Source organism: Mycetocola spongiae (assembly GCF_020424085.1).
Lineage (GTDB): Bacteria > Actinomycetota > Actinomycetes > Actinomycetales > Microbacteriaceae > Mycetocola > Mycetocola spongiae.
The window spans coordinates 2,015,099-2,035,470 of record NZ_CP080203.1; the positions used below are offsets into that span (position 1 = coordinate 2,015,099).

Consider the following 20,372-nt stretch of genomic DNA (forward strand, 5'->3'; position numbering starts at 1 on the left):
GATTATCAAATTATCGGCTTATTAGTACCGGTCAGCTTCACGAGTCTGTAGTCCTCGCTTCCACATCCGGCCTATCAACCCAGTAGTCTACTGGGAGCCTCTCCCCCTAAGGGATGGAAATCTCATCTCGAGGCCGGCTTCCCGCTTAGATGCTTTCAGCGGTTATCCATCCCGAACGTAGCTAATCAGCGGTGCTCCTGGCGGAACAACTGACACACCAGAGGTTCGTCCAACCCGGTCCTCTCGTACTAGGGTCAGATCCTCTCAAATTTCCTGCGCGCGCAGCGGATAGGGACCGAACTGTCTCACGACGTTCTAAACCCAGCTCGCGTACCGCTTTAATGGGCGAACAGCCCAACCCTTGGGACCTACTCCAGCCCCAGGATGCGACGAGCCGACATCGAGGTGCCAAACCATGCCGTCGATATGGACTCTTGGGCAAGATCAGCCTGTTATCCCCGAGGTACCTTTTATCCGTTGAGCGACAGCGCTTCCACAAGCCACTGCCGGATCACTAGTCCCGACTTTCGTCCCTGCTCGACTTGTCAGTCTCACAGTCAAGCTCCCTTGTGCACTTACACTCGCCATCTGATTGCCAACCAGATTGAGGGAACCTTTGGGCGCCTCCGTTACTTTTTAGGAGGCAACCGCCCCAGTTAAACTACCCACCAGGCACTGTCCCTGAACCGGATCACGGTTCGAAGTTAGATATCCAATATGACCAGAGTGGTATTTCAACTTTCGACTCCACACACACTAGCGTGCATGCTTCAACGTCTCCCACCTATCCTACACAAGCCACACCGAACACCAATACCAAGCTGTAGTAAAGGTCACGGGGTCTTTCCGTCCTGCTGCGCGTAACGAGCATCTTTACTCGTAATGCAATTTCGCCGAGTTCACGGTTGAGACAGCTGGGAAGTCGTTACGCCATTCGTGCAGGTCGGAACTTACCCGACAAGGAATTTCGCTACCTTAGGATGGTTATAGTTACCACCGCCGTTTACTGGGGCTTAAATTCTCAGCTTCGCCTTACGGCTAACCGTTCCTCTTAACCTTCCAGCACCGGGCAGGCGTCAGTCCGTATACATCGTCTTGCGACTTAGCACGGACCTGTGTTTTTAGTAAACAGTCGCTTCCCACTGGTCTCTGCGGCCCAAACACGCTACCTGGAGTAAATCCATTGACATGCTAGGCCCCCCTTATCCCGAAGTTACGGGGGCATTTTGCCGAGTTCCTTAACCGTGATTATCTCGATCTCCTTAGTATTCTCTACCTGACCACCTGAGTTGGTTTGGGGTACGGGCAGCTAGAACCTCGCGTCGATGCTTTTCTTGGCAGCATAGGATCATCGGATCATACCCTTACGGGTTCCCCTTCAATTCTCAGCCTATATGGGAGACGGATTTGCCTATCTCCCGGCCTACAATCTTGGCCTAGGACAACCATCGCCTAGGACCGACTACCTTCCTGCGTCACACCTGTTAATACGCTAACCGCACCAGATCGGGTCGTGTGCGTTGCCATAAAGCTCCACCCCGAAGGGCTCGGTCATCATGGTTTCGAAACACTTAGCAGTACTGGATTAGCTTGGGCGGTTCTTCGCCGGTACGGGAATATCAACCCGTTGTCCATCGACTACGCCTGTCGGCCTCGCCTTAGGTCCCGACTTACCCAGGGCGGATTAGCCTGGCCCTGGAAACCTTGGTCTTTCGGAGGACGGGTTTCTCACCCGTCTTTCGCTACTCATGCCTGCATTCTCACTCGTGTAGCCTCCACGGCTGGTTTACACCGCCGCTTCGCTGGCCACACGACGCTCTCCTACCCATCAATACGGCTGGACCACGAAGGCCTACCAAAAATATTAATGCCACAACTTCGGTGGCGTGCTTGAGCCCCGTTAAATTGTCGGCGCGGAATCACTTGACCAGTGAGCTATTACGCACTCTTTCAAGGGTGGCTGCTTCTAAGCCAACCTCCTGGTTGTCTCTGCAACTCCACATCCTTTCCCACTTAGCACGCGCTTAGGGACCTTAGATGGTGGTCTGGGTTGTTTCCCTCTCGACAATGAAGCTTATCCCCCACTGTCTCACTGCTGCGCTCTCACTTACCGGCATTCGGAGTTTGGCTGACGTCAGTAACCTTGTAGGGCCCATCGGCCATCCAGTAGCTCTACCTCCGGCAAGAAACACGCAACGCTGCACCTAAATGCATTTCGGAGAGAACCAGCTATCACGAAGTTTGATTGGCCTTTCACCCCTATCCACAGCTCATCCCCTCAGTTTTCAACCTAAGTGGGTTCGGTCCTCCACGTGCTCTTACACACGCTTCAACCTGGCCATGGATAGATCACTTCGCTTCGGGTCTAGGACATGCGACTGAATCGCCCTATTCAGACTCGCTTTCGCTACGGCTTCCCCTCACGGGTTAACCTCGCCACATATCACTAACTCGCAGGCTCATTCTTCAAAAGGCACGCCGTCACCCCAACAAGGAGGCTCCGACGGTTTGTAAGCAAACGGTTTCAGGTACTATTTCACTCCCCTCCCGGGGTACTTTTCACCTTTCCCTCACGGTACTTGTCCGCTATCGGTCATCTGGGAGTATTTAGGCTTATCAGGTGGTCCTGACAGATTCACACGGGATTTCTCGGGCCCCGTGCTACTTGGGATACTCTCCACACGATTACGTCATTTCAACTACCGGGCTGGCACCGTCTCTGGCTGGCCTTTCAAGACCATTCGTCTATAACGCTCTCTAATGTTCGACCATCGGCAGATGATCCTGGAAAGTCCCACAACCCCGAACATGCAACTCCTGCCGGATATCACACATGCTCGGTTTAGCCTGATCCGCGTTCGCTCGCCACTACTGACGGAATCACTATTGTTTTCTCTTCCTGTGGGTACTGAGATGTTTCACTTCCCCACGTTCCCTCTACCCGCCCTATATATTCAGGCGGGAGTCACTACGTCATGTTGCCACGCGCAGCGGGGTTTCCCCATTCGGAAATCCTCGGCTCACAGCTTGTTTATCAGCTCCCCGAGGCTTATCGCAGATTACTACGTCCTTCTTCGGCTCCAGATGCCAAGGCATCCACCGTTTGCTCTTAAAAATTTGAAATCACATGAGTATAAAAATCGATCAAACCTAAAAGAAATCTCTTAGAAATTGACCAATGATCTATAAATAGATCATCTTATTATCAAAACAAAACCATAAAGGCTTTGAATTTTAAGATGCTCGCGTCCACTGTGTAGTTCTCAAAGTACGGGCGGTACTAAAACATCACGACAAAAAATGTCCCTCAGCTTTAGCCCAGAAGGCCGTCCGAAACAAAATTTCGGCCCGGTCCCTCAGGACCCAACAACGTGCACCTGCACACTCCATCCCATACAGCGTTCCCATCCTCAAAGAAGACGTACTAACCACACAAAACTTCATGCACAGCAATGTCAATGTTCCACCCATGAGCTCCCAGCAGAAACAGTCGTTCTGATCTGGGGCCTGGACACATAAAGTGCCAGTTGCTCCTTAGAAAGGAGGTGATCCAGCCGCACCTTCCGGTACGGCTACCTTGTTACGACTTAGTCCTAATTACCAATCCCACCTTAGACGGCTCCCTCCCTTACGGGTTAGGCCACCGGCGTCGGGTGTTACCGACTTTCATGACTTGACGGGCGGTGTGTACAAGGCCCGGGAACGTATTCACCGCAGCGTTGCTGATCTGCGATTACTAGCGACTCCGACTTCATGAGGTCGAGTTGCAGACCTCAATCCGAACTGGGACCAGCTTTTTGGGATTCGCTCCACCTTGCGGTATCGCAGCCCATTGTACTGGCCATTGTAGCATGCGTGAAGCCCAAGACATAAGGGGCATGATGATTTGACGTCGTCCCCACCTTCCTCCGAGTTGACCCCGGCAGTATCCCATGAGTTCCCACCATAACGTGCTGGCAACATAGAACGAGGGTTGCGCTCGTTGCGGGACTTAACCCAACATCTCACGACACGAGCTGACGACAACCATGCACCACCTGTATACCGACCTTGCGGGGCGACTATCTCTAGCCGTTTCCGGTATATGTCAAGCCTTGGTAAGGTTCTTCGCGTTGCATCGAATTAATCCGCATGCTCCGCCGCTTGTGCGGGCCCCCGTCAATTCCTTTGAGTTTTAGCCTTGCGGCCGTACTCCCCAGGCGGGGAACTTAATGCGTTAGCTGCGACACGGAGACCGTGGAATGGTCCCCACATCTAGTTCCCAACGTTTACGGGGTGGACTACCAGGGTATCTAAGCCTGTTTGCTCCCCACCCTTTCGCTCCTCAGCGTCAGTTACGGCCCAGAGATCTGCCTTCGCCATCGGTGTTCCTCCTGATATCTGCGCATTCCACCGCTACACCAGGAATTCCAATCTCCCCTACCGCACTCTAGTCTGCCCGTACCCACTGCAGGCCCGAGGTTGAGCCTCGGGTTTTCACAGCAGACGCGACAAACCGCCTACGAGCTCTTTACGCCCAATAATTCCGGACAACGCTTGCACCCTACGTATTACCGCGGCTGCTGGCACGTAGTTAGCCGGTGCTTTTTCTGCAGGTACCGTCACTTTCGCTTCTTCCCTGCTAAAAGAGGTTTACAACCCGAAGGCCGTCGTCCCTCACGCGGCGTTGCTGCATCAGGCTTTCGCCCATTGTGCAATATTCCCCACTGCTGCCTCCCGTAGGAGTCTGGGCCGTGTCTCAGTCCCAGTGTGGCCGGTCACCCTCTCAGGCCGGCTACCCGTCGTCGCCTTGGTGAGCCATTACCTCACCAACAAGCTGATAGGCCGCGAGTCCATCCCCCACCGAAATTCTTTCCAACCCCCACCATGCGGTGGAAGTTCATATCCGGTATTAGACGCCGTTTCCAGCGCTTATCCCAGAGTGGAGGGCAGGTTACTCACGTGTTACTCACCCGTTCGCCACTAATCCACCCAGCAAGCTGGGCTTCATCGTTCGACTTGCATGTGTTAAGCACGCCGCCAGCGTTCGTCCTGAGCCAGGATCAAACTCTCCGTAAATGTTTATCTCCACGACTAAAAGCCGGGACATTTTATGCCGAACCCGCCCGGAATAGGACGAGAACTGCGAGTTTGAAACTGACAGAACAAATCATTACTGACTTGCTTTGTTGTTTAAATGTTTTCCAAAGGAATCTCCACCACTAAAAAGTGGCCGAGGTTTTTGGCATTTGACATTGTGCACGCTGTTGAGTTCTCAAGGATCGGATACTCCCCATTTCCACACCACAAACGGGTGCTTCTCCTAGGGGTCACGATATACATCACCATCCACCACGAACTCGCTTCCAAAACCTAAAGGCTTTGAGTGGGGCATCCGAAGTGAAGGATTCCCATCCTGCCACACAAACACAACCGAAACAAGTTCAGAATATTTGGTGGGGATGATCCCCGCTTGAGGCCGACCCGCATTCCGCTTGGCCGCACCTTTGGGGTGATAGGTAAAACTATACGTGCGATCCACAGAAGCGGCAAATCGAGCCCGTCGCTAGGCGTGTCGCATCACCACTCCCCCGGAAACACGCGGAACTCCCGATTTGCCCCGGCGCGGTACCCGGTACCCCCGGCGGCCGATGTTGCGGGGAAAATGGGCCTAAACACCATAATGGCCCCGCTGCCCGGGCGAGTCGCACGGGTAACGGGGCCAGTAGGCCGGGCGGACGGGTCCTACTCCGCCGCGGGTGTGGTCTTCTTAGAACCGAAACGGTCCTGGACTCCCCAGCGGGTTACCCGCCACATCGCCTCGAACACAATATTGCCGCTCATCTTTGAGGTACCGTGCACCCGCTCGATGAAGGTGATCGGAACCTCGGTGATGCTCAGGCCCGCACGCTGGGTATGCCACAGCATGTCCACCTGGAAGTTATAGCCGGCGCTCTGGACATCATCGATATTCAGTTCCCGCAGGGCGCGGGCACTGAATACCCGATAGCCACCGGTGACGTCCTTAACCGGCAGGCGCAGCATGATTCGGGAATAGGCGCTTCCCCCACGGGAGAGCAGGAGGCGGTGCAGCGGCCAGTTTTCCACCTTGCCACCCGGAATATAGCGCGAACCGATCACCAGCTCATAACCCTCATCGGCCTTGGCGAGCATCGCGGGCAGCTGCTCGGGCTGATGCGAACCATCGGCGTCCATCTGCACCATGCGCTCAAACCCGTGGTCAAAGGCCCAGGCGAAGCCGGCCTTATAGGCGGCGCCGAGTCCCTGCTTACCGGGACGGTGCAGAACGTGGATGTGATCATCCTCGGCGGCCATCGTATCCGCGAGGGCCCCCGTACCATCCGGAGAGTTATCGTCGGCCACAAGAACGTGGACCTCCGGGGTGGCTGCGCGTACGCGTCCCACGATGAGCGGAAGGTTTTCCAGCTCGTTATAGGTCGGGATGATCACGACGGTCGGAACGCTCACGGCGCCTCCTTCAGATTCTGCTGTTGATGCGGCTCACCCGCGGGTGAAAACCAAAAATTTTGAAACCACCCTAAACGGCGGCGGAATGAACCAGTACCCAGTATCACCCGGCCGGACACCGGCCGAGACCAGGGCGGACCAAAATGTGATAACCGGCAGGCCCGGGCGGGGAGCTATCCCACGTCACGGACCAGACGGTAAACCCAGGTTCGCTTGATCTTCACGAGCTCATCCACGCTGAAACCCTGCGCCTCGAATGTCGCCAGATCCTTCGGGGCGCGCTCCGGCTTATCGGAACCGGAAATGACGTACCAGAGGGTATCCACCTCGGCCGGGACCGGGGTCTCGGCCGCGGGTAGCGCCTCATCCCAGAGAAAATCGGTGCGGTCAAACGCGCGGGTGAGCCCGGGATCGAGGATGCCGCTAAACGCCTCGGGATAGAGCCGCAGCGCAAGGCGGGGCTTCCGGGAGGGACGAATATCGTCGTTAAAGATCACGGCATCGCCGGGCTCCGCCTGCTCGGCAATAACCTCCGAGATCTCGCGCAGGTCGCTGCCGTCCTTTCCAAACGCCGAGCGCTGCGAGAGATAGCTCGGGGCGGAGGCAAGGACCAGGCCCACCACCAGCACCCAGGACACCAGCACCGATACCGATGCCGATGCCGAGAGCGGGCGGATACGGCGGGCGATCTCACGGATTCCCAGCATCATCATGATGGCCACCGCGGGGGTGCAGATCGAGAGATAGCGCTGGGAATAACTCGGGGAAACGATGCTGATCAGGCCCAGCAGGATCGGGGGCAGGATCATCCAGGCCAGCGCGAGCGTCTCCAGGGGCTGCTTCTCGCGACGGCGCAGGACCATCCCCACAATAGCGATCACGATCAGGATCCAGGCGGGGATCGCGAGCGCCCCGCTGCCAAACCACTGCGTGATAAACACGCCGTCCCAGCCGGGCGGGCGGTTGGCCAGGAAGCCGATCTGATCGCGCTCCAGATAGCCCATCACGATCACCGGGAGGCTGAAGACCACCGCGATGCACCCGAAGATCACTGTGCGCCAGAAGCGGTCGGGACCGCGCCGGTTCAGCAGCAGCCAGACACCCAGGACGGGCAGGATCAGCAGCGAATACATAAACATCGTGGCGGTGAGGGCGAGGCAGATGGCCCAGACCCACCACAGCCAGCGGCGGCGCGGATAGGCATCCAGGAGCGCGATCAGGCCATAAACAATCCAGACCACGCCGGCCGCGGCCAGGGCATAACCGCGCGCCTCGGAACCGATATTGGTGACGCGGGGAAGGACGGCAAAGATGACCGTGGCGATCGCGGCCAGGTGGGGTCCCGCCATCCGCCAGACCAAAAGCAAAAGACCCGCGGCGGCAAACCCGACGGCGATGGCCGCGGGCATCCGGGTCGAGAACTCACTCGGACCGAAGATATCGATCCATCCGTGCAGGAAAACATAATATAAACCGTGCACCGCATCCACCGTGCCCAGCATGGGCCACAGGGAGTCCAGGGAGCGCGTGGCCGACATCACGCTCGCGGCCTCATCGCCCCAATAGGACGCGTTGCCCGAGCCAAGCGCACTGATGAACGTGGCGATAACGCCCGCGATCAGTGCGTAGATGGGTCGCGGAAGGCGGGCCAGTGCCGCCCACCTATTCGTCTGCATTGAACCAGTATCCCGATCTTTTACTGGGAACATCCTGATCGACCCCTCAATTGCGTTTCCCCACGGTGTCCGCGAGATGCGCGGACACTCCCCCATAAAACCGCGACGGTCCCCGCACCCAGGGTGCGGGGACCGTCGCTGGTCTTCCGGAGGAAACTACTCCTTTTCCAGAAGCTTATCGCCCGAGAGCTTGAACTTCCGCGTACCGAACATCATGGCCGCGGCCAGCAGCGGCATGACACCAAGTGCGTAGACACCCATAACACCGGTATCGGAGTTGGTGATGTCGTTGACCCAGGTGCGCAGGATCGGTGCCACGAATCCACCGAGGTTACCCAGCGAGTTGATCAGACCGATACCCGCCGCGGCCGCGGTTCCCGTGAGGAACGCGGTGGGGTAGGACCAGGTGATCGGGCCCACGGCGAGGAACGAACACACGGCGAGCGTGATGAACAGGATGCCGAGGAACGGCTGCGCATTGGCGCCGGCCCAGGCCGAACCAAAGATGCACATCGCGGTGGACAGGTAGAAGAAGACACCCATCCGGCGACGACGCAGCACCGTATTGGCGTGCTTGCCCACGAAATAGCAGGCGAAGAGGGCGAAGAACCACGGGATCGCGGAGAGCAGGCCCACCTCGAAGCCGACCTCCTTGCCCACGAGCTGGGCAACCTGCTGCGGCAGGTAGAAGGTGACACCATAAACGGCAATCTGCAGGCAGAAGTAGATGATGGTGAAGTACCAGACGCGACCATTACCCATCGCGGAGAACACACCCTTGGGGCCCGTCTCCTCCTTCACGGAATCCTCCAACGCCATCACATCGCGCAGGGCCTTCTTCTCGTCATCATCGAGGAACTTCGCCTCCTGGGGGCTATTAACCAGGAAGAAGAACGCGGCGATACCGGCGAATACGGCGAGCAGACCCTCGACGGCAAACATAACCTGCCAGCCGTGGACACCCGGGATCTGGTCACCGATATTGATGAGCCAGCCCGAGAGCGGTGCACCGATCATCTGCGAGAACGGCTGCGCGAGGTAGAAGATCGCAAACATGCGCACGCGGGACTTATTCGGGAACCACGCGGCGAGGAACATGATGACACCGGGGAACAGACCGGCCTCGGTGACACCCAGCAGGAAACGCAGGATGATAAACGAGGTCTCGCCCTGTACAAACGCGAAGCACGCGGAGACGATACCCCACGAGATGGCGATGCGGGCCAGCCACATCTTCGCGCCAAACCGGGTCAGCAACAGGTTGCTGGGGATTTCAAAGATCGCATAACCGATGAAGAAGATACCGGCACCGAGGGCATAGGCCCCGGCACCAATTCCGCGGTCGATCTCCAATGCCTGCTGGGCAAAGCCCACATTGGTGCGGTCGAGGAAGGCCACCACATAAAGGATGACCAGCATCGGCATGAGGCGCCGGGACGCCTTAGAAATCGCCGATTTCAGCTTTGGTGAATTGAGGAGGTCCTGGGTATCGGACTCACGTGTTGACATCTAACTCTCCTTTGAGCGCGGTGCTAAAAAATAGGGTGACTAGGAAAAGACCATGAACGCGATGCCGGCGAGGCAGCAGACGATGCCCACGCACAGGTAAATGACCCGTCCGCGGCTCCACGTTCCAAAAAATTTCTCGGGCATAACCATCTCTCCTAGTGCATGTAGAGTCCACCATCCACATTCAGCGTCTGACCCGAGATATATCCCGCGTCTTCGCCGATGAGGAAGTGGATTGCCGCTGCGATATCGCGGGGGGTTCCCACGCGAGTGACGACGAGATCGGCGACGAGTTCGTCCTTGCGCTCATCGCTCAGGGTGCCGCCCATGATGTCGGTATCGATCGGTCCGGGCGAAACCGCGTTCACGGTGACATCAAACGGGCCAAGTTCGCGAGCCACCGAGCGGGTGAGACCGATAACGCCGGCCTTGGCCACCGAATACGGGGTCTTCGAGAAGGTTCCGCCACCACGCTGTGCCGAGACCGAGGAGATATTCACGATGCGGCCCAGGCGGTTCTTCACCATGGTCTCCGCAACACGACGCGTGACATAGTGCACGCCGTTGAGGTTGATATTCAGCACGCGGTCCCACTCGGCGGAGTCCAGCTCCAGATACGGGGTGGGCGAGCTGACACCCGCAACATTGGCGAGGGCGACGATCTGCGGCAGGTTCGCCTCGAGCTCGTCCACGGCCGCGCGCACCGAGGCCTCATCGGCCACGTTGGCGCCCGCGCCGTGGGCACGCACACCAAACTTCTCGGTCAGCTCGGCCGCGACGGCCTTGCTGGCCGCATCGTCGAGGTCGATGACACCCACGGCCCAGCCGCGCTCGGCAAGGTAGGAGGCGGTGGCGCGGCCGATGCCACGCGCGGAGGCTGCGCCGGTGATGATGACCGAGCGCTCTTCGGGAAAGACATTCATGGTGTTCTCCTTGGTCTAAAAAAGGGGTGTTACTGAGGGTTAGTTAATGGGGGCCGGGCCGAGCTCATCCAGCAGCTTCTGCATACCGACATAGGCGCGGTTGCGGTAGGCGATGAGTTCGGGGAGGCGCTCGGCCGGGACGTCGAGGAAACCGCCGCCGGTCTTGGTGCCAAGCTTTCCGGCATCGGTCAGATCGGTGAGGATCTTCGGGGTGGCAAAGCGCTCCGGGAAACCGGTCTGCAGCGAGGCGTAGCAGAAGTTATACACATCCAGTCCGGCCATATCGGCGATCGCAAACGGGCCAAAGAACGGCAGGCGGAAACCAAACGTGGTGCGCACCAGCGTGTCCACGTCCTCGGGGGTCGCGATTCCGGCCTCCACAACCTGGGCCGCCTCGTGGAACAGCGCATACTGCAGGCGGTTCAGCACAAAACCGGTGACATCGGCCACGGAGGCCGTGTGCTTCCCGCCGGCCTCCACCAGACCGCGGGCGGTGCCGATCGTGGCCGCGGAGGTACCCGCGTGACCGATGATCTCCACACCCGGGATGAAGGGTGCGGGGTTGGAATAGTGCACACCGAGGAAACGCTCGGGACCCTGCACGGCCTCGGCGAGGGTCGCGATCGAGATGGTGGAGGTATTGGAACCGATCACGGCATCGGGGCGCGCGGCGGCGCTGATGCGGGCGAGGGTCTCATGCTTAATCGCGAGGATCTCCGGCACGGCCTCCTCGATGAACTCGGCATCGGCCACGGCCTCCTCGATGCTCGCGGCGGGGCGCAGGTTCACGCGCAGCAGCTCGGTGGCGCCCGCGGGGAATAGGCCATCGGCCACAAACTGATCGGACTCGGTGAGCAGGCGCTCGTAGTTTTTGACGGCGATCTCCTCGGAGATATCCGCGAGGGCCACGGTGGCACCGCCGAGGGCCAGCACCTGGGCGATGCCGCCACCCATATAACCGGAGCCGACTACCGCGAACCGGCGACCCTCGAGCGAGGTAATTTCTGCGTTGGTCATGTTGTATTCCTCTTCTATCAGTTCGCTGCGGATTCGGGTTCGTACGAGCAGATTGCCCGCACCTTTTCCGCCGAGGCGGAGGACTCATCGAAGCGGTGGCTGAGCCACTCGGTGACAAGCTTCTTGGCCAGTTCCAGCCCGATGACCCGCTGGCCCATCGTGAGGACCTGGGCGTTATTGCTCAGGACCGCGCGCTCCACCGAGTATGCATCGTGCGCCGTGACGGCGCGGATTCCGGGGACCTTATTGGCCGCGATTGCGACGCCGAGGCCGGTGCCGCAGATCAGCAGTGCACGATCGGCCTCGCCCGCCGCGACGAGCCGGGCGGCGTCCACGGCCACGTGCGGATAGGCGCGATTATCGCCCTCGGGAACACCGATATCGGTGACCGAGGCCACGCGGGGATCGGCCTCCAGCAGGGTGCGCAGGGCGTTTTTATACTCCACGCCGGCCTCATCGTTTCCGATGACGATGCGCCAGGCGGGGGAAGTTTCGGTCGTCATTGTCCGTATGTCCTTTATCTCTAGTGTGCTGACCAGTGGGTCGCGAGGGCCCGGGCGATCCGGGCGAAGGAAACCGCACCGGGATCGGGGTGGCCCATGCTCTTCTCGGCGAGGGGCCGGGCGCGTCCGCGCAACGGCACCAGCAGGGAGGTGGCCTCGGCAGCGGCCTCGGCGGCCTCGGCGGCGGCCAGCGCAGCCTCGGCGGGGGTGGCCCCCGTCTCCAGCGCGGCCAGGAACGCATTGCGATACGGCAGGAGGGCATCCACCATGGTCTTATCGCCCGGATCGGCCTTGCCCAGGGTCGTGATGGCCTCGGCAAAGGCGGTCACGGCCGCACCGGCATCGGCCGCGGCATAGTCCTCGCGGTTGGCCAGGGACTCGCCCGTGGCGACCACCGCGGCTCCCCATAGCGCACCCGAGGTCCCGCCGGCCTTCTCGGCCCAGGCCTCACCCGCGGCGCGCAGGACCTCGCGCACGCCGGCCCCGGGATTGGCACGGGACGCGGCGGCCGCGGCCTCCACCCCGCGGCGCATTCCGATGCCGTGATCGCCGTCTCCGGCGATCGCATCGAGGCGGCCGAGGTCCTCCTCGTGCAGTTCAATCGTGGCCCGGATAATCTCCACGGCCTCCACCGCGCTGCCCGCGAGCAGCGCGGATGCGGCACTCGCGGTCTCGGCGGCCCGGGTGTTCTCGGCGCGGTCGATCACGGTGCGCCGGGCGCGGGGCGCCAGGTTTCCGCGACGGAATGCGGGGGTATCGGCGGGGGCCGTCCACAGCTCGGCGAGCTCATCGTCCACCCAGAACAGGGTGAGGCTCACGCCCGCCATGTCCAGGCTCGTGACCAGTTCGCCGCACTCGGGGGCGAGCACCTCGAGGCCAGCCTCGACCAGCTGCGCCTCGATCCGGCCAAAGAGCAGGAAAAGCTCATCGTATTTCACGGTACCCAGGCCGTTGACCAGGACCACCACGCGGTTATCGGCGCCCTCGGGGCGCTCGGCCAGGAGGCTCTCGACCAGCAGGGTGGCCAGCTCGGTGGCGCTGGGCAGCGGCAGATCGCGGATTCCGGGCTCTCCGTGGATGCCCAGTCCGAGGGACATTTTGCCCTCGGGGACGGTAAAGAGGGGGGCATCGGCACCGGGCAGGGTGCACCCGGCGAAAGCCACACCGAGGGTGCGGGTGCGGTCATTCGCGCGCAGCGCGAGCGCCTCCACCCCGTCCAGATCATGGCCCGCCTCGGCGGCGGCCCCGGCGATCTTAAAGACCGTGAGGTCCCCGGCGATGCCGCGACGCTTGGTAATCTGCTCGACCGGCGCGCTTGCGATGTCATCGGTCACAAGAACCGTGCGCACGTCCACTCCCTCGGAGCGCAGGCGGTCCTGGGCCTGGCCAAAGTGCAGGACATCGCCCGCATAATTGCCATAGCTCAGCAGCACCCCGCCACCGTTTTCGGCGGCGCGCGCCACCCGGTAGATCTGGCCGGCGGCGGGCGAGGCAAACATATTGCCGCAGGCCGAACCCGCGGCCAGCCCGGGGCCCACGAGGCCCGAGAACGCGGGGTAGTGGCCCGAGCCGCCGCCGATGACCACGGCAACCTGGCCGGGGTTCATCTCGGTGGCGCGGACCACTCCGCCGTCCACGCGGGCCACGTGCTCGCGATGGGCGGCCACAAAACCGTCGAGGGCGTCCTCGGCGAAGGTGGCGGGGTTATCAAAGAGTCGCGTCATGATCGTCGCTGATCCTGTTTCTTCGGGGGTGTTTAGCGGGAGACCGGGGCGTAACGGCCCTGGGCCACGAGGCTGGTTCCGAGCGTGTAGTCCTCGGTCTTGGGCAGGATGCGGTTACGCAGGTAGTCCTGGTTCGAGGCCGAGACGCTCAGTCCGTCTCCGCCGTAGTGCTCGGTGCAGATGACGCCCTGGAAACCCACCTCGATGGCCAGCGCAAAGAGCTCGCGATAGTTAATCAGGCCGCTCTCCATCGGCGCGGGCATCGCGGTGAAGGTGCCGGCCGCGGTGTTCTCATCGCGGCTGTAGTTCTTCACGTGCCAATAATTGGAATACGGGAGGACCTTCGCGGCAATCTCCCGCCAGTCCTCAATGGGACGGTGCAGGCGCACGAGGTTTCCGATATCCGGGTTCACGCCGACGTTATCGAGGCCGATATCGGTGATCAGGGCCACGGTGGAGTCCCCGGTGCCGACATAGGTGTCCTCGTACATTTCGAGCGAGAGCAGCAGGCCCACCTCGGCGGCGTGGCGTCCGAGCTCCTGGAAGCGCGAGACGGCGTTGCCCCAGACCTCGGCGTCGCCCACGGGGTCGGTATGACCCTGCACGGTCCAGAACCAGAACTGGCGCTTCTGCTCCTCGGTCAGGGCCTGGTGCAGGCCCATCGAGACAACCTCGCAGCCGAGGGCGGCGGCGGCATCGATCGTGCGGTGCGCATAGGCGAGGTTCTCCTCCCAGCCGTTGTCCTGGATGATGCTCTGGCGGATGGAGGACAGCGAGGGCAGGCCCACGCCCACGTTGCGGGCGGAGGCGGCGAAGGCCTCCAGGCGCTCGGGGGACAGATCGCCGGGGCGAACCCAGCTATCGGTGAGGTCTACGTTGCTAAAACCGGCGTCGCGCACCTCGGTAAAGACCTTCTCCCAGGCGCTGGGATCGGCGTCGTTGATGTGCTGTCCGGCGGCATTGGTGCCGGGAAACTGCAGCAGCGCAGCGGCAATCGGCCAGTTTTCTGCGGTGTAACGCACTATTCACTCCTTTGTGGCGAAATCCTGTTTCCTATAGGATGTACGAAAGGAGTGGGGTTGTCAAGACGCCGCCGCCCGGAACGCACGGCGGCGTGTCGCCGCTAAAAAACGGGCTAGGAACGAGGCAGCGCGGCCACCCAGCGCCGGGCCTCGCGCGGTGTGCGCAGGCGCACCACGCGCAGCCCCGGATGACGCTGCGCACTCTCCGGCACCAGGACACGATAGTTTTTCCGCGTGCCCCAGGCCCAACGAATAATATGCTCGGGATCGCTCCAGATGGTCCCCAGCGACGGCTCGATATTGCCGTTCCACAGCTCCTCGCGGCGGACACGGCGCAGCACCGTGCGCCGGATCACGCGCCACATCGTGATGCGCGACGGAAAGTCCAGCCAGACGAGGGTATCGGCGCGGGCCACAATCGGATCGCGGGCCGAGGAATACTGCCACTCCGTGATCCAGCGCGGACCGGCGATCAGCTTGGCCACCGAACCCTCAAAACCGGGAAGAGGCTCCCAGTTCGGGCCGTGAAACAGGCTATCGAGCTCCGTATGGGGAATATCCAGGGCGGCGGCCATCGAGCGCGCCAGGGTGGTTTTCCCCACACCGCTCACCCCCGCCACGGCGATGCGGGCGGGATTCCAGGTCACGGGGTCTTGGGCGGAAAGCACCGACCCACGCTACCACCGCGGGCGGGAGAGCACCCGCCCGTCCCGCCCCGGGGGCGCTAATGCGCGCGCAGCTCCGAGATCGAACGATCGCGCACCAGGCAGATATGCGCGGCCATCGCGGCCTCGGCATCCTCCGCGCTACCGCGCTCGATCGCGGCCAGAATGGCCTCATGCTCGGGCACCGCGGTATCGGCATCGGTCACACCCACACCGCTGAACAGGCGGAAACGCTGCACCAGACCACCCAGCGAATTATGCGCGGTGAGCAAAAACTGATTGCCGGAGTTCTGCGCGATCAGCTGATGGAAGCGCTCATCGGCCTCATAATAATCGCGGAACTCGGCAAAGGAGGGCCCGCGCTGCGCGGTGGCCTGATCGTGCACCGCTGCCCGCAGGGCGGCCAGGCTCTCCTCGGTGCGCCGGGTGGCCATCAGGCGCGAGTTCACGGGCTCAATCGCGAGCCGCGCCTCCATCAGGTCCACAAACTCCTCCTCCTGCAGGAGCGAGGCCACGCGATAGCCGCGCAGGGCAAAGCGCTGCACCATACCGGTGCTTTCGAGCCGGGCGAGTGCCTCGCGCACCGGGGTGGGCGATACATCAAATTCGCGGGCCAGGCCGTCAATGCTCAGGGACGCGCCGGGCTCATATCGGCCGTCTAGGAGGGCGGCGAGGATTTCCTCGTGAACGGTATCGGCGAGAACGCGTCTTCCGAGTGCGCGCCCAGTGCCACCACTCTTATTCATACGCAATATCCTAGGTGGTCAACCGGGCAATCCCGGACACGCCGAAATCCGCGAGTTACAGTGGGAGCATGTTGCAGATCGATCCGCAGGACCCCACCCCGCCCTTCGAGCAGATCCGCGCGGCCATCGTGGCCGCGGCCGCCGAGGGCATAATGCCCGCGGGTACCCGGCTTCCCACCGTGCGCGGGCTCGCGGCCGAGCTGGGCCTCGCCGCCGGCACCGTGGCCAAGGCCTATCGGCAGCTGGAGACCGACGGCGTGATCGAAACCCACGGCCGCTCCGGCTCCGTGATCGCCGCCCGCGCCGATTCGGCCCGGCAGCAGATTGAACTGGCCGCGCGGGAATTTGCGCAGCGGGTGGGCCGGGTCGGAATGGATCGCGAGGAGGCCCTGGCACTCGTCGCGGCGGCCCTGGGCGGCGGGGGCACCCGCTAGAGATCGGGGAGCGCCCCCAGCTCGCGCGCGGCACCCGCGAGGCAGTCGAGCAGCAGGATCAGGGCCGGATCGGCCGCGTTCTCGCGGGGAATGCTCGCGGAAACCACGCGCTCCACCCGCGGATAGAGCGGCACGCTCGTGGTGCGGGAATCCCCCGCGAGCGAGCCCAGGAGATCGGGACGCACGGCCACACCCACCCCCGAGGCGACAAGCTCCCGCACGGCAAGCACATCATCCGTTGAACACACCACCTGCGGGATAAAACCCTGCTCCCGGCAGAGGTTTTCGAAGGCATGTCGGCACACGGGACAGCCGGCGATCCAGTTTTCCTCCGCCACATCGCGCAGGGACACGCTCGAGCGCCCGGCCGCCGGATGATCGGAGGGCACCAGCAATACCTGATGATCGGTGAAGAGGCGGGTGGTGGCGATCGAGATCGAGGGCTCCACCGGTTCATAGGTGAAGGACAGGGCCAGATCGCATTCCCCGCGGGCAAGCACCTCGGGCGCACTCGGGGGCTCCACGTCGAGCACGTCCACGCGCAGCGAGGGATCGGCCGCGCGCAGCAGGCCAATCGCGCGCGGCAATAGCGAGGCCCGGGCGCTGGGGAAGGCCGCGACCCGCAGGGTGCGATCGGCGCCAAGCCCCGCGGCCCCGCGCAGCCGGTCGCGCATGCCACGCACCGCACCAAAAACCTGGGCGCTCTCCCCCACCAGGGCCACGCCGGCCTCGGTCAGGCGGCGGGTCTGGCCCACCCGGGTGAAGAGGCGCACCCCCAGCTCGCGTTCAAGCGCCTGAATATGGCCGCTGATCGAGGGTTGGGAATAGTTCAGGGAGCGCGCGGCCGCGGAAAAACTGCCGGTCTTCACGACCTCTAAAAAGATTTCGAGGAGTCGGGTATCCATGCGCGTCTCACCCCTTCACGATGATGTTCTCTGCCGACCGTATCAAGACTCGTGGGCGGCGTCGTGCTGAAGGTGCGCGCGCTCACCGTCGTGATCCAGGATGGTGATGATCTCGGTGGGGCCGTCCTGGGCCTCGATCGCATGCGGGACCATCGTGGAGAACTCGGCGGACTCCCCCGCCTGCACAAGGATGGTTCGCTCGCCGAGGTGCAGGCGCACGGTTCCCGAGAGCACTGTGAACCAATCGCGGCCGGGGTGCACGCCGAGTTCGGGCGGCCCCGAGCGGCGCACGGGGGTAAAAAGCATCTTGGCCACGGTGGGGCCGCCTGTGCCGCGATCCCGGGACAGGAGCCAGGTGGTGGAGCCGCGGCGGCGATCGCGGCGCGGCCGGATGACCACGTCCTCGTCATCGGGTGCCTCGATCAGCTGATCGAGGGTGCTCCCGAGGGCGCGCGCGATCGGCACCAGTTGGTCCAGCGCGATGCGCCGGTTTCCGGTTTCGATGCGGCTAAGCGTGGACGGGCTCAGGAAGCAGCGGGCGGCGAGGGCGTCCAGCGAGAGGCCGCGGGCCACGCGCAGGCCGCGGATGCGCTGCCGAATGAGGGCGTCCAGATCCGTTTCTTGCGTCATGCGCAATATTCTATGCCTTTACGGCAATGCGTGGCTAGCCTGGAACCATGACACATCACCACTCCTCCCACGGCCTCGCCACCCTGCTTGACCGTGACGCCCGCGTGCTCAGCGAATTCCTGACCGAGGTCACCACCTGGTTCCGGGAGGTAACCGGGGCGCAACCACGCCCCCGGATCGCCGATATCGGCGCCGGAACCGGCTCCGGCACGGTGGCCCTCGCACGGGCATTCCCCGGATCCCGGGTCACCGCAATCGACCGCACACCGGATATGCTCACCCGCGTGCGGGACCGCGCCCGGGACACCGACGTGGCCGCGGCCGTGGACACGCTCCTCGCCGATGTGAACGCGGGCTGGCCCCTGGCCGAACCGATCGACGCGGCCTGGGCCTCGGCATCACTCCACGAGATGACCGATCCGGGACGGGTGCTCTCCGAAATCCGCGCCGGGCTCCGGCCCGGGGGCGTACTCGCGGTGATCGAGATGAACGAACCGCCGCGATTCCTCCCCCGGGAGCTGGGGCTGGGCGAGCCGGGATTCGAGGACAGGCTCCGCCTCGCCGCCGCGCGGGCGCGACGCGGGCCAAACGCCCACCCTGACTGGACCGACCTCCTGGCCGAGGCCGGGCTGGATCAAGTGGCCACCCGGGTCTTTAACATCACCGTCCCGGGCGGCCCGGAAAACCCGGCGGTCGCGGAACTCGCGGAGCTCTATTTTGCGCAGATCGCGGGCGGAGCCCGACCCGGACTATCCGCGGAGGACGCCGCGGTGCTGGATCTCCTCCTCGCGCCCGAGGGACCACACGCCCTCTCCAACCGCACGGATCTCGAGTTTCGCGGGCCCCGCACGGCCTGGGTGGTGCGGCGACCCGTCGCCTGACCCATCGGGGAAAATTTGGGAGCCTCAACGAATGCCCTATGGGGTGCATCAACACGGGAAAATCCCGGGCGTGGGGCGGGGAAACGGGGATAGTGTCGGCCGCATGACGATCCCCAACCCCGCCGCCACGGCCGCGCGAGAATGGTCCCGCGCGGCTGTGGAAAAGATCCGCGCCGAGGAGGCCGGGAACGGGCCCACTCCGCTGCATAGGCTGGCGCTCCCCGAGCACTGGGGCATCGATCTTTATCTCAAGGACGAGACCGTGCATGCCACGGGCAGCCTGAAACATCGCCTCGCGCGCTCCCTGTTTCTGTCGGCGCTGTGCAGCGGGCAGCTCAAGGAGGGCGGCACCGTGGTTGAGGCCTCCAGCGGATCCACGGCGGTCAGCGAGGCATATTTTGCGCGGCTGATCGGGGTGTCCTTTATCGCCGTATTGCCTCGGGGGACAAGCGCGGAAAAGATTGCGCGCATCGAGGAGGCCGGCGGTTCCTGCCGCTTCAGCGATCACCCCGAGCTGCTGTGCGCCGAGGCATCCGCCCTCGCCGCGGAGCTGGGGGGCCATTTTATGGACCAGTTCACCCACGCCGAGCGGGTAACCGATTGGCGGGCGAGTACCGGGCTGGCCGGGGAGATCCTGGCCGACCTCTCCGACGAACGCTATCCGGAGCCGCTCTGGGCGGTCATGGGGGCCGGAACCGGGGGAACCTCGGCCACGCTAGGGCGGCATTTCCGCTACCGCGGGCTGGGCACACGGGTATGCGTTGTGGACCCGGAGGGAAGCGCGTTTTATCGAGCCTGGACCGAGGGTGATCCGGAGGCCACCGGGGTGGGTTCGCGGATCGAGGGGATCGGGCGGCCGCGCGTGGAGGCCTCGTTTATCCCGGGCGTGATTGACCGGATGGAGAGGGTCCCGGACGGGGCGAGTATCGCGGCGATGCGCCGGCTCGGGGGTCTCCTGGGTACCGATCCGGGGGGATCAAGCGGAACCAATCTCTGGGGTGCGCTGCACATCGTGGCCGAGATGCGGGGGCGGGGAGAGCGCGGAAGCGTGGTGACGGTGTTGTGTGATGGCGGCGAGCGCTATCGCGATACCTATTACGACGAGGCGTGGCTTGCCCGGAGCGGGATCGATCCGGGCAGTTTTGATGCCGAACTCGGCGCGCTGCTGGGTATCGCCGGTTAGGAGGCCGGGGCCGCGGTAGTGGCGGCGTGGGGAGGTTTCCACAGGCGAAATCGGTGGGGGTTTTATCCACAGATCATCGGGGAATG

General features: G+C 62.7%; 15 protein-coding genes and 2 rRNA genes. 3 read left to right on the plus strand and 14 right to left on the minus strand.

All coding sequences use genetic code 11. The annotated features are described in order from the left end of the window. Position 1 precedes the first annotated feature (1 nt). From KXZ72_RS09170 to KXZ72_RS09225, 12 genes are all read right to left on the minus strand, one after another. A 23S ribosomal RNA gene (locus KXZ72_RS09170) occupies positions 2 to 3,123 on the minus strand. A 415-nt stretch (positions 3,124 to 3,538) separates the two neighbouring features. Continuing rightward, a 16S ribosomal RNA gene (locus KXZ72_RS09175) occupies positions 3,539 to 5,058 on the minus strand. The 16S and 23S rRNA genes sit together here, the layout of an rRNA operon. 666 nt (positions 5,059 to 5,724) lie before the next feature. Then, positions 5,725 to 6,468: a polyprenol monophosphomannose synthase gene (locus tag KXZ72_RS09180; protein WP_226080424.1), complete on the minus strand. Its 744-nt coding sequence runs from the start codon at positions 6,466 to 6,468 to the stop codon at positions 5,725 to 5,727. 173 nt (positions 6,469 to 6,641) lie between these two features. Next, positions 6,642 to 8,144 (minus strand): glycosyltransferase family 39 protein, encoded by a 1,503-nt coding sequence (locus KXZ72_RS09185; RefSeq protein WP_226080426.1) that lies wholly within the window; start codon positions 8,142 to 8,144, stop codon positions 6,642 to 6,644. Between the two features lie 156 nt (positions 8,145 to 8,300). After that, positions 8,301 to 9,653, minus strand: coding sequence for an MFS transporter (locus KXZ72_RS09190; RefSeq protein ID WP_226080429.1), 1,353 nt, complete (start codon positions 9,651 to 9,653; stop codon positions 8,301 to 8,303). A 155-nt stretch (positions 9,654 to 9,808) separates the two neighbouring features. Continuing rightward, positions 9,809 to 10,576 (minus strand): SDR family NAD(P)-dependent oxidoreductase, encoded by a 768-nt coding sequence (locus KXZ72_RS09195; protein ID WP_226080433.1) that lies wholly within the window; start codon positions 10,574 to 10,576, stop codon positions 9,809 to 9,811. A gap of 39 nt (positions 10,577 to 10,615) precedes the next feature. Continuing rightward, on the minus strand, positions 10,616 to 11,593 hold the full coding sequence (locus KXZ72_RS09200; protein ID WP_226080434.1) for a 3-hydroxyacyl-CoA dehydrogenase family protein: 978 nt from the start codon (positions 11,591 to 11,593) through the stop codon (positions 10,616 to 10,618). Positions 11,594 to 11,610: 17 nt separating this feature from the next. Then, on the minus strand, positions 11,611 to 12,096 hold the full coding sequence (locus KXZ72_RS09205; protein ID WP_226080435.1) for a ribose-5-phosphate isomerase: 486 nt from the start codon (positions 12,094 to 12,096) through the stop codon (positions 11,611 to 11,613). Between the two features lie 20 nt (positions 12,097 to 12,116). Beyond that, complete coding sequence (locus tag KXZ72_RS09210; RefSeq protein WP_226080437.1) at positions 12,117 to 13,820, minus strand: dihydroxyacetone kinase family protein; 1,704 nt, start codon at positions 13,818 to 13,820, stop codon at positions 12,117 to 12,119. Between the two features lie 32 nt (positions 13,821 to 13,852). Beyond that, entirely contained in the window at positions 13,853 to 14,842 is a 990-nt protein-coding gene (locus KXZ72_RS09215; RefSeq protein ID WP_226080439.1) for a sugar phosphate isomerase/epimerase family protein, read from the minus strand. A gap of 113 nt (positions 14,843 to 14,955) precedes the next feature. Beyond that, on the minus strand, positions 14,956 to 15,510 hold the full coding sequence (locus KXZ72_RS09220; RefSeq protein ID WP_226080441.1) for a P-loop NTPase family protein: 555 nt from the start codon (positions 15,508 to 15,510) through the stop codon (positions 14,956 to 14,958). Positions 15,511 to 15,566: 56 nt separating this feature from the next. Further along, entirely contained in the window at positions 15,567 to 16,253 is a 687-nt protein-coding gene (locus tag KXZ72_RS09225; protein WP_226080443.1) for a GntR family transcriptional regulator, read from the minus strand. Positions 16,254 to 16,321: 68 nt separating this feature from the next. On the opposite strand from KXZ72_RS09225, the gene KXZ72_RS09230 reads away from it, so the two are divergent. Then, positions 16,322 to 16,687 carry a GntR family transcriptional regulator gene (locus KXZ72_RS09230; protein ID WP_226080445.1) on the plus strand — a complete coding sequence of 122 codons (366 nt, stop codon included), beginning with the start codon at positions 16,322 to 16,324 and terminating at the stop codon, positions 16,685 to 16,687. On the opposite strand, the gene KXZ72_RS09235 is transcribed toward KXZ72_RS09230, so the two are convergent. Together KXZ72_RS09235 and KXZ72_RS09240 are read right to left on the minus strand one after the other, a co-directional pair. Beyond that, positions 16,684 to 17,592, minus strand: a complete 909-nt coding sequence (locus KXZ72_RS09235; RefSeq protein WP_226080447.1) for a LysR family transcriptional regulator — start codon at positions 17,590 to 17,592, stop codon at positions 16,684 to 16,686. The two genes, KXZ72_RS09230 and KXZ72_RS09235, sit on opposite strands and share 4 nt — an antisense overlap. A 42-nt stretch (positions 17,593 to 17,634) precedes the next feature. Beyond that, the gene (locus KXZ72_RS09240) at positions 17,635 to 18,222 is read right to left on the minus strand and encodes a helix-turn-helix domain-containing protein (protein ID WP_226080449.1); all 588 of its coding nucleotides are present in this window, start codon (positions 18,220 to 18,222) and stop codon (positions 17,635 to 17,637) included. Positions 18,223 to 18,269: 47 nt separating this feature from the next. Here KXZ72_RS09240 and KXZ72_RS09245 point away from each other — a divergent pair, with 47 nt between their 5' ends. After that, positions 18,270 to 19,103, plus strand: coding sequence for a class I SAM-dependent methyltransferase (locus tag KXZ72_RS09245; protein WP_226080450.1), 834 nt, complete (start codon positions 18,270 to 18,272; stop codon positions 19,101 to 19,103). Between the two features lie 103 nt (positions 19,104 to 19,206). Then, the gene (locus KXZ72_RS09250; protein ID WP_226080453.1) at positions 19,207 to 20,286 is read left to right on the plus strand and encodes a PLP-dependent cysteine synthase family protein; all 1,080 of its coding nucleotides are present in this window, start codon (positions 19,207 to 19,209) and stop codon (positions 20,284 to 20,286) included. The last annotated feature ends 86 nt before the right edge of the window (positions 20,287 to 20,372 follow it).

Coding starts and splice junctions, on each gene's coding strand:
- KXZ72_RS09185 (WP_226080426.1), bottom strand. CDS start 8,144: ATGCAGACGAATAGGTGGGCGGCACTGGCCCGCCTTCCGCGACCCATC.
- KXZ72_RS09190 (WP_226080429.1), bottom strand. CDS start 9,653: ATGTCAACACGTGAGTCCGATACCCAGGACCTCCTCAATTCACCAAAG.
- KXZ72_RS09195 (WP_226080433.1), bottom strand. CDS start 10,576: ATGAATGTCTTTCCCGAAGAGCGCTCGGTCATCATCACCGGCGCAGCC.
- KXZ72_RS09200 (WP_226080434.1), bottom strand. CDS start 11,593: ATGACCAACGCAGAAATTACCTCGCTCGAGGGTCGCCGGTTCGCGGTA.
- KXZ72_RS09205 (WP_226080435.1), bottom strand. CDS start 12,096: ATGACGACCGAAACTTCCCCCGCCTGGCGCATCGTCATCGGAAACGAT.
- KXZ72_RS09210 (WP_226080437.1), bottom strand. CDS start 13,820: ATGACGCGACTCTTTGATAACCCCGCCACCTTCGCCGAGGACGCCCTC.
- KXZ72_RS09225 (WP_226080443.1), bottom strand. CDS start 16,253: ATGAATAAGAGTGGTGGCACTGGGCGCGCACTCGGAAGACGCGTTCTC.
- KXZ72_RS09230 (WP_226080445.1), top strand. CDS start 16,322: ATGTTGCAGATCGATCCGCAGGACCCCACCCCGCCCTTCGAGCAGATC.
- KXZ72_RS09235 (WP_226080447.1), bottom strand. CDS start 17,592: ATGGATACCCGACTCCTCGAAATCTTTTTAGAGGTCGTGAAGACCGGC.
- KXZ72_RS09240 (WP_226080449.1), bottom strand. CDS start 18,222: ATGACGCAAGAAACGGATCTGGACGCCCTCATTCGGCAGCGCATCCGC.
- KXZ72_RS09245 (WP_226080450.1), top strand. CDS start 18,270: ATGACACATCACCACTCCTCCCACGGCCTCGCCACCCTGCTTGACCGT.
- KXZ72_RS09250 (WP_226080453.1), top strand. CDS start 19,207: ATGACGATCCCCAACCCCGCCGCCACGGCCGCGCGAGAATGGTCCCGC.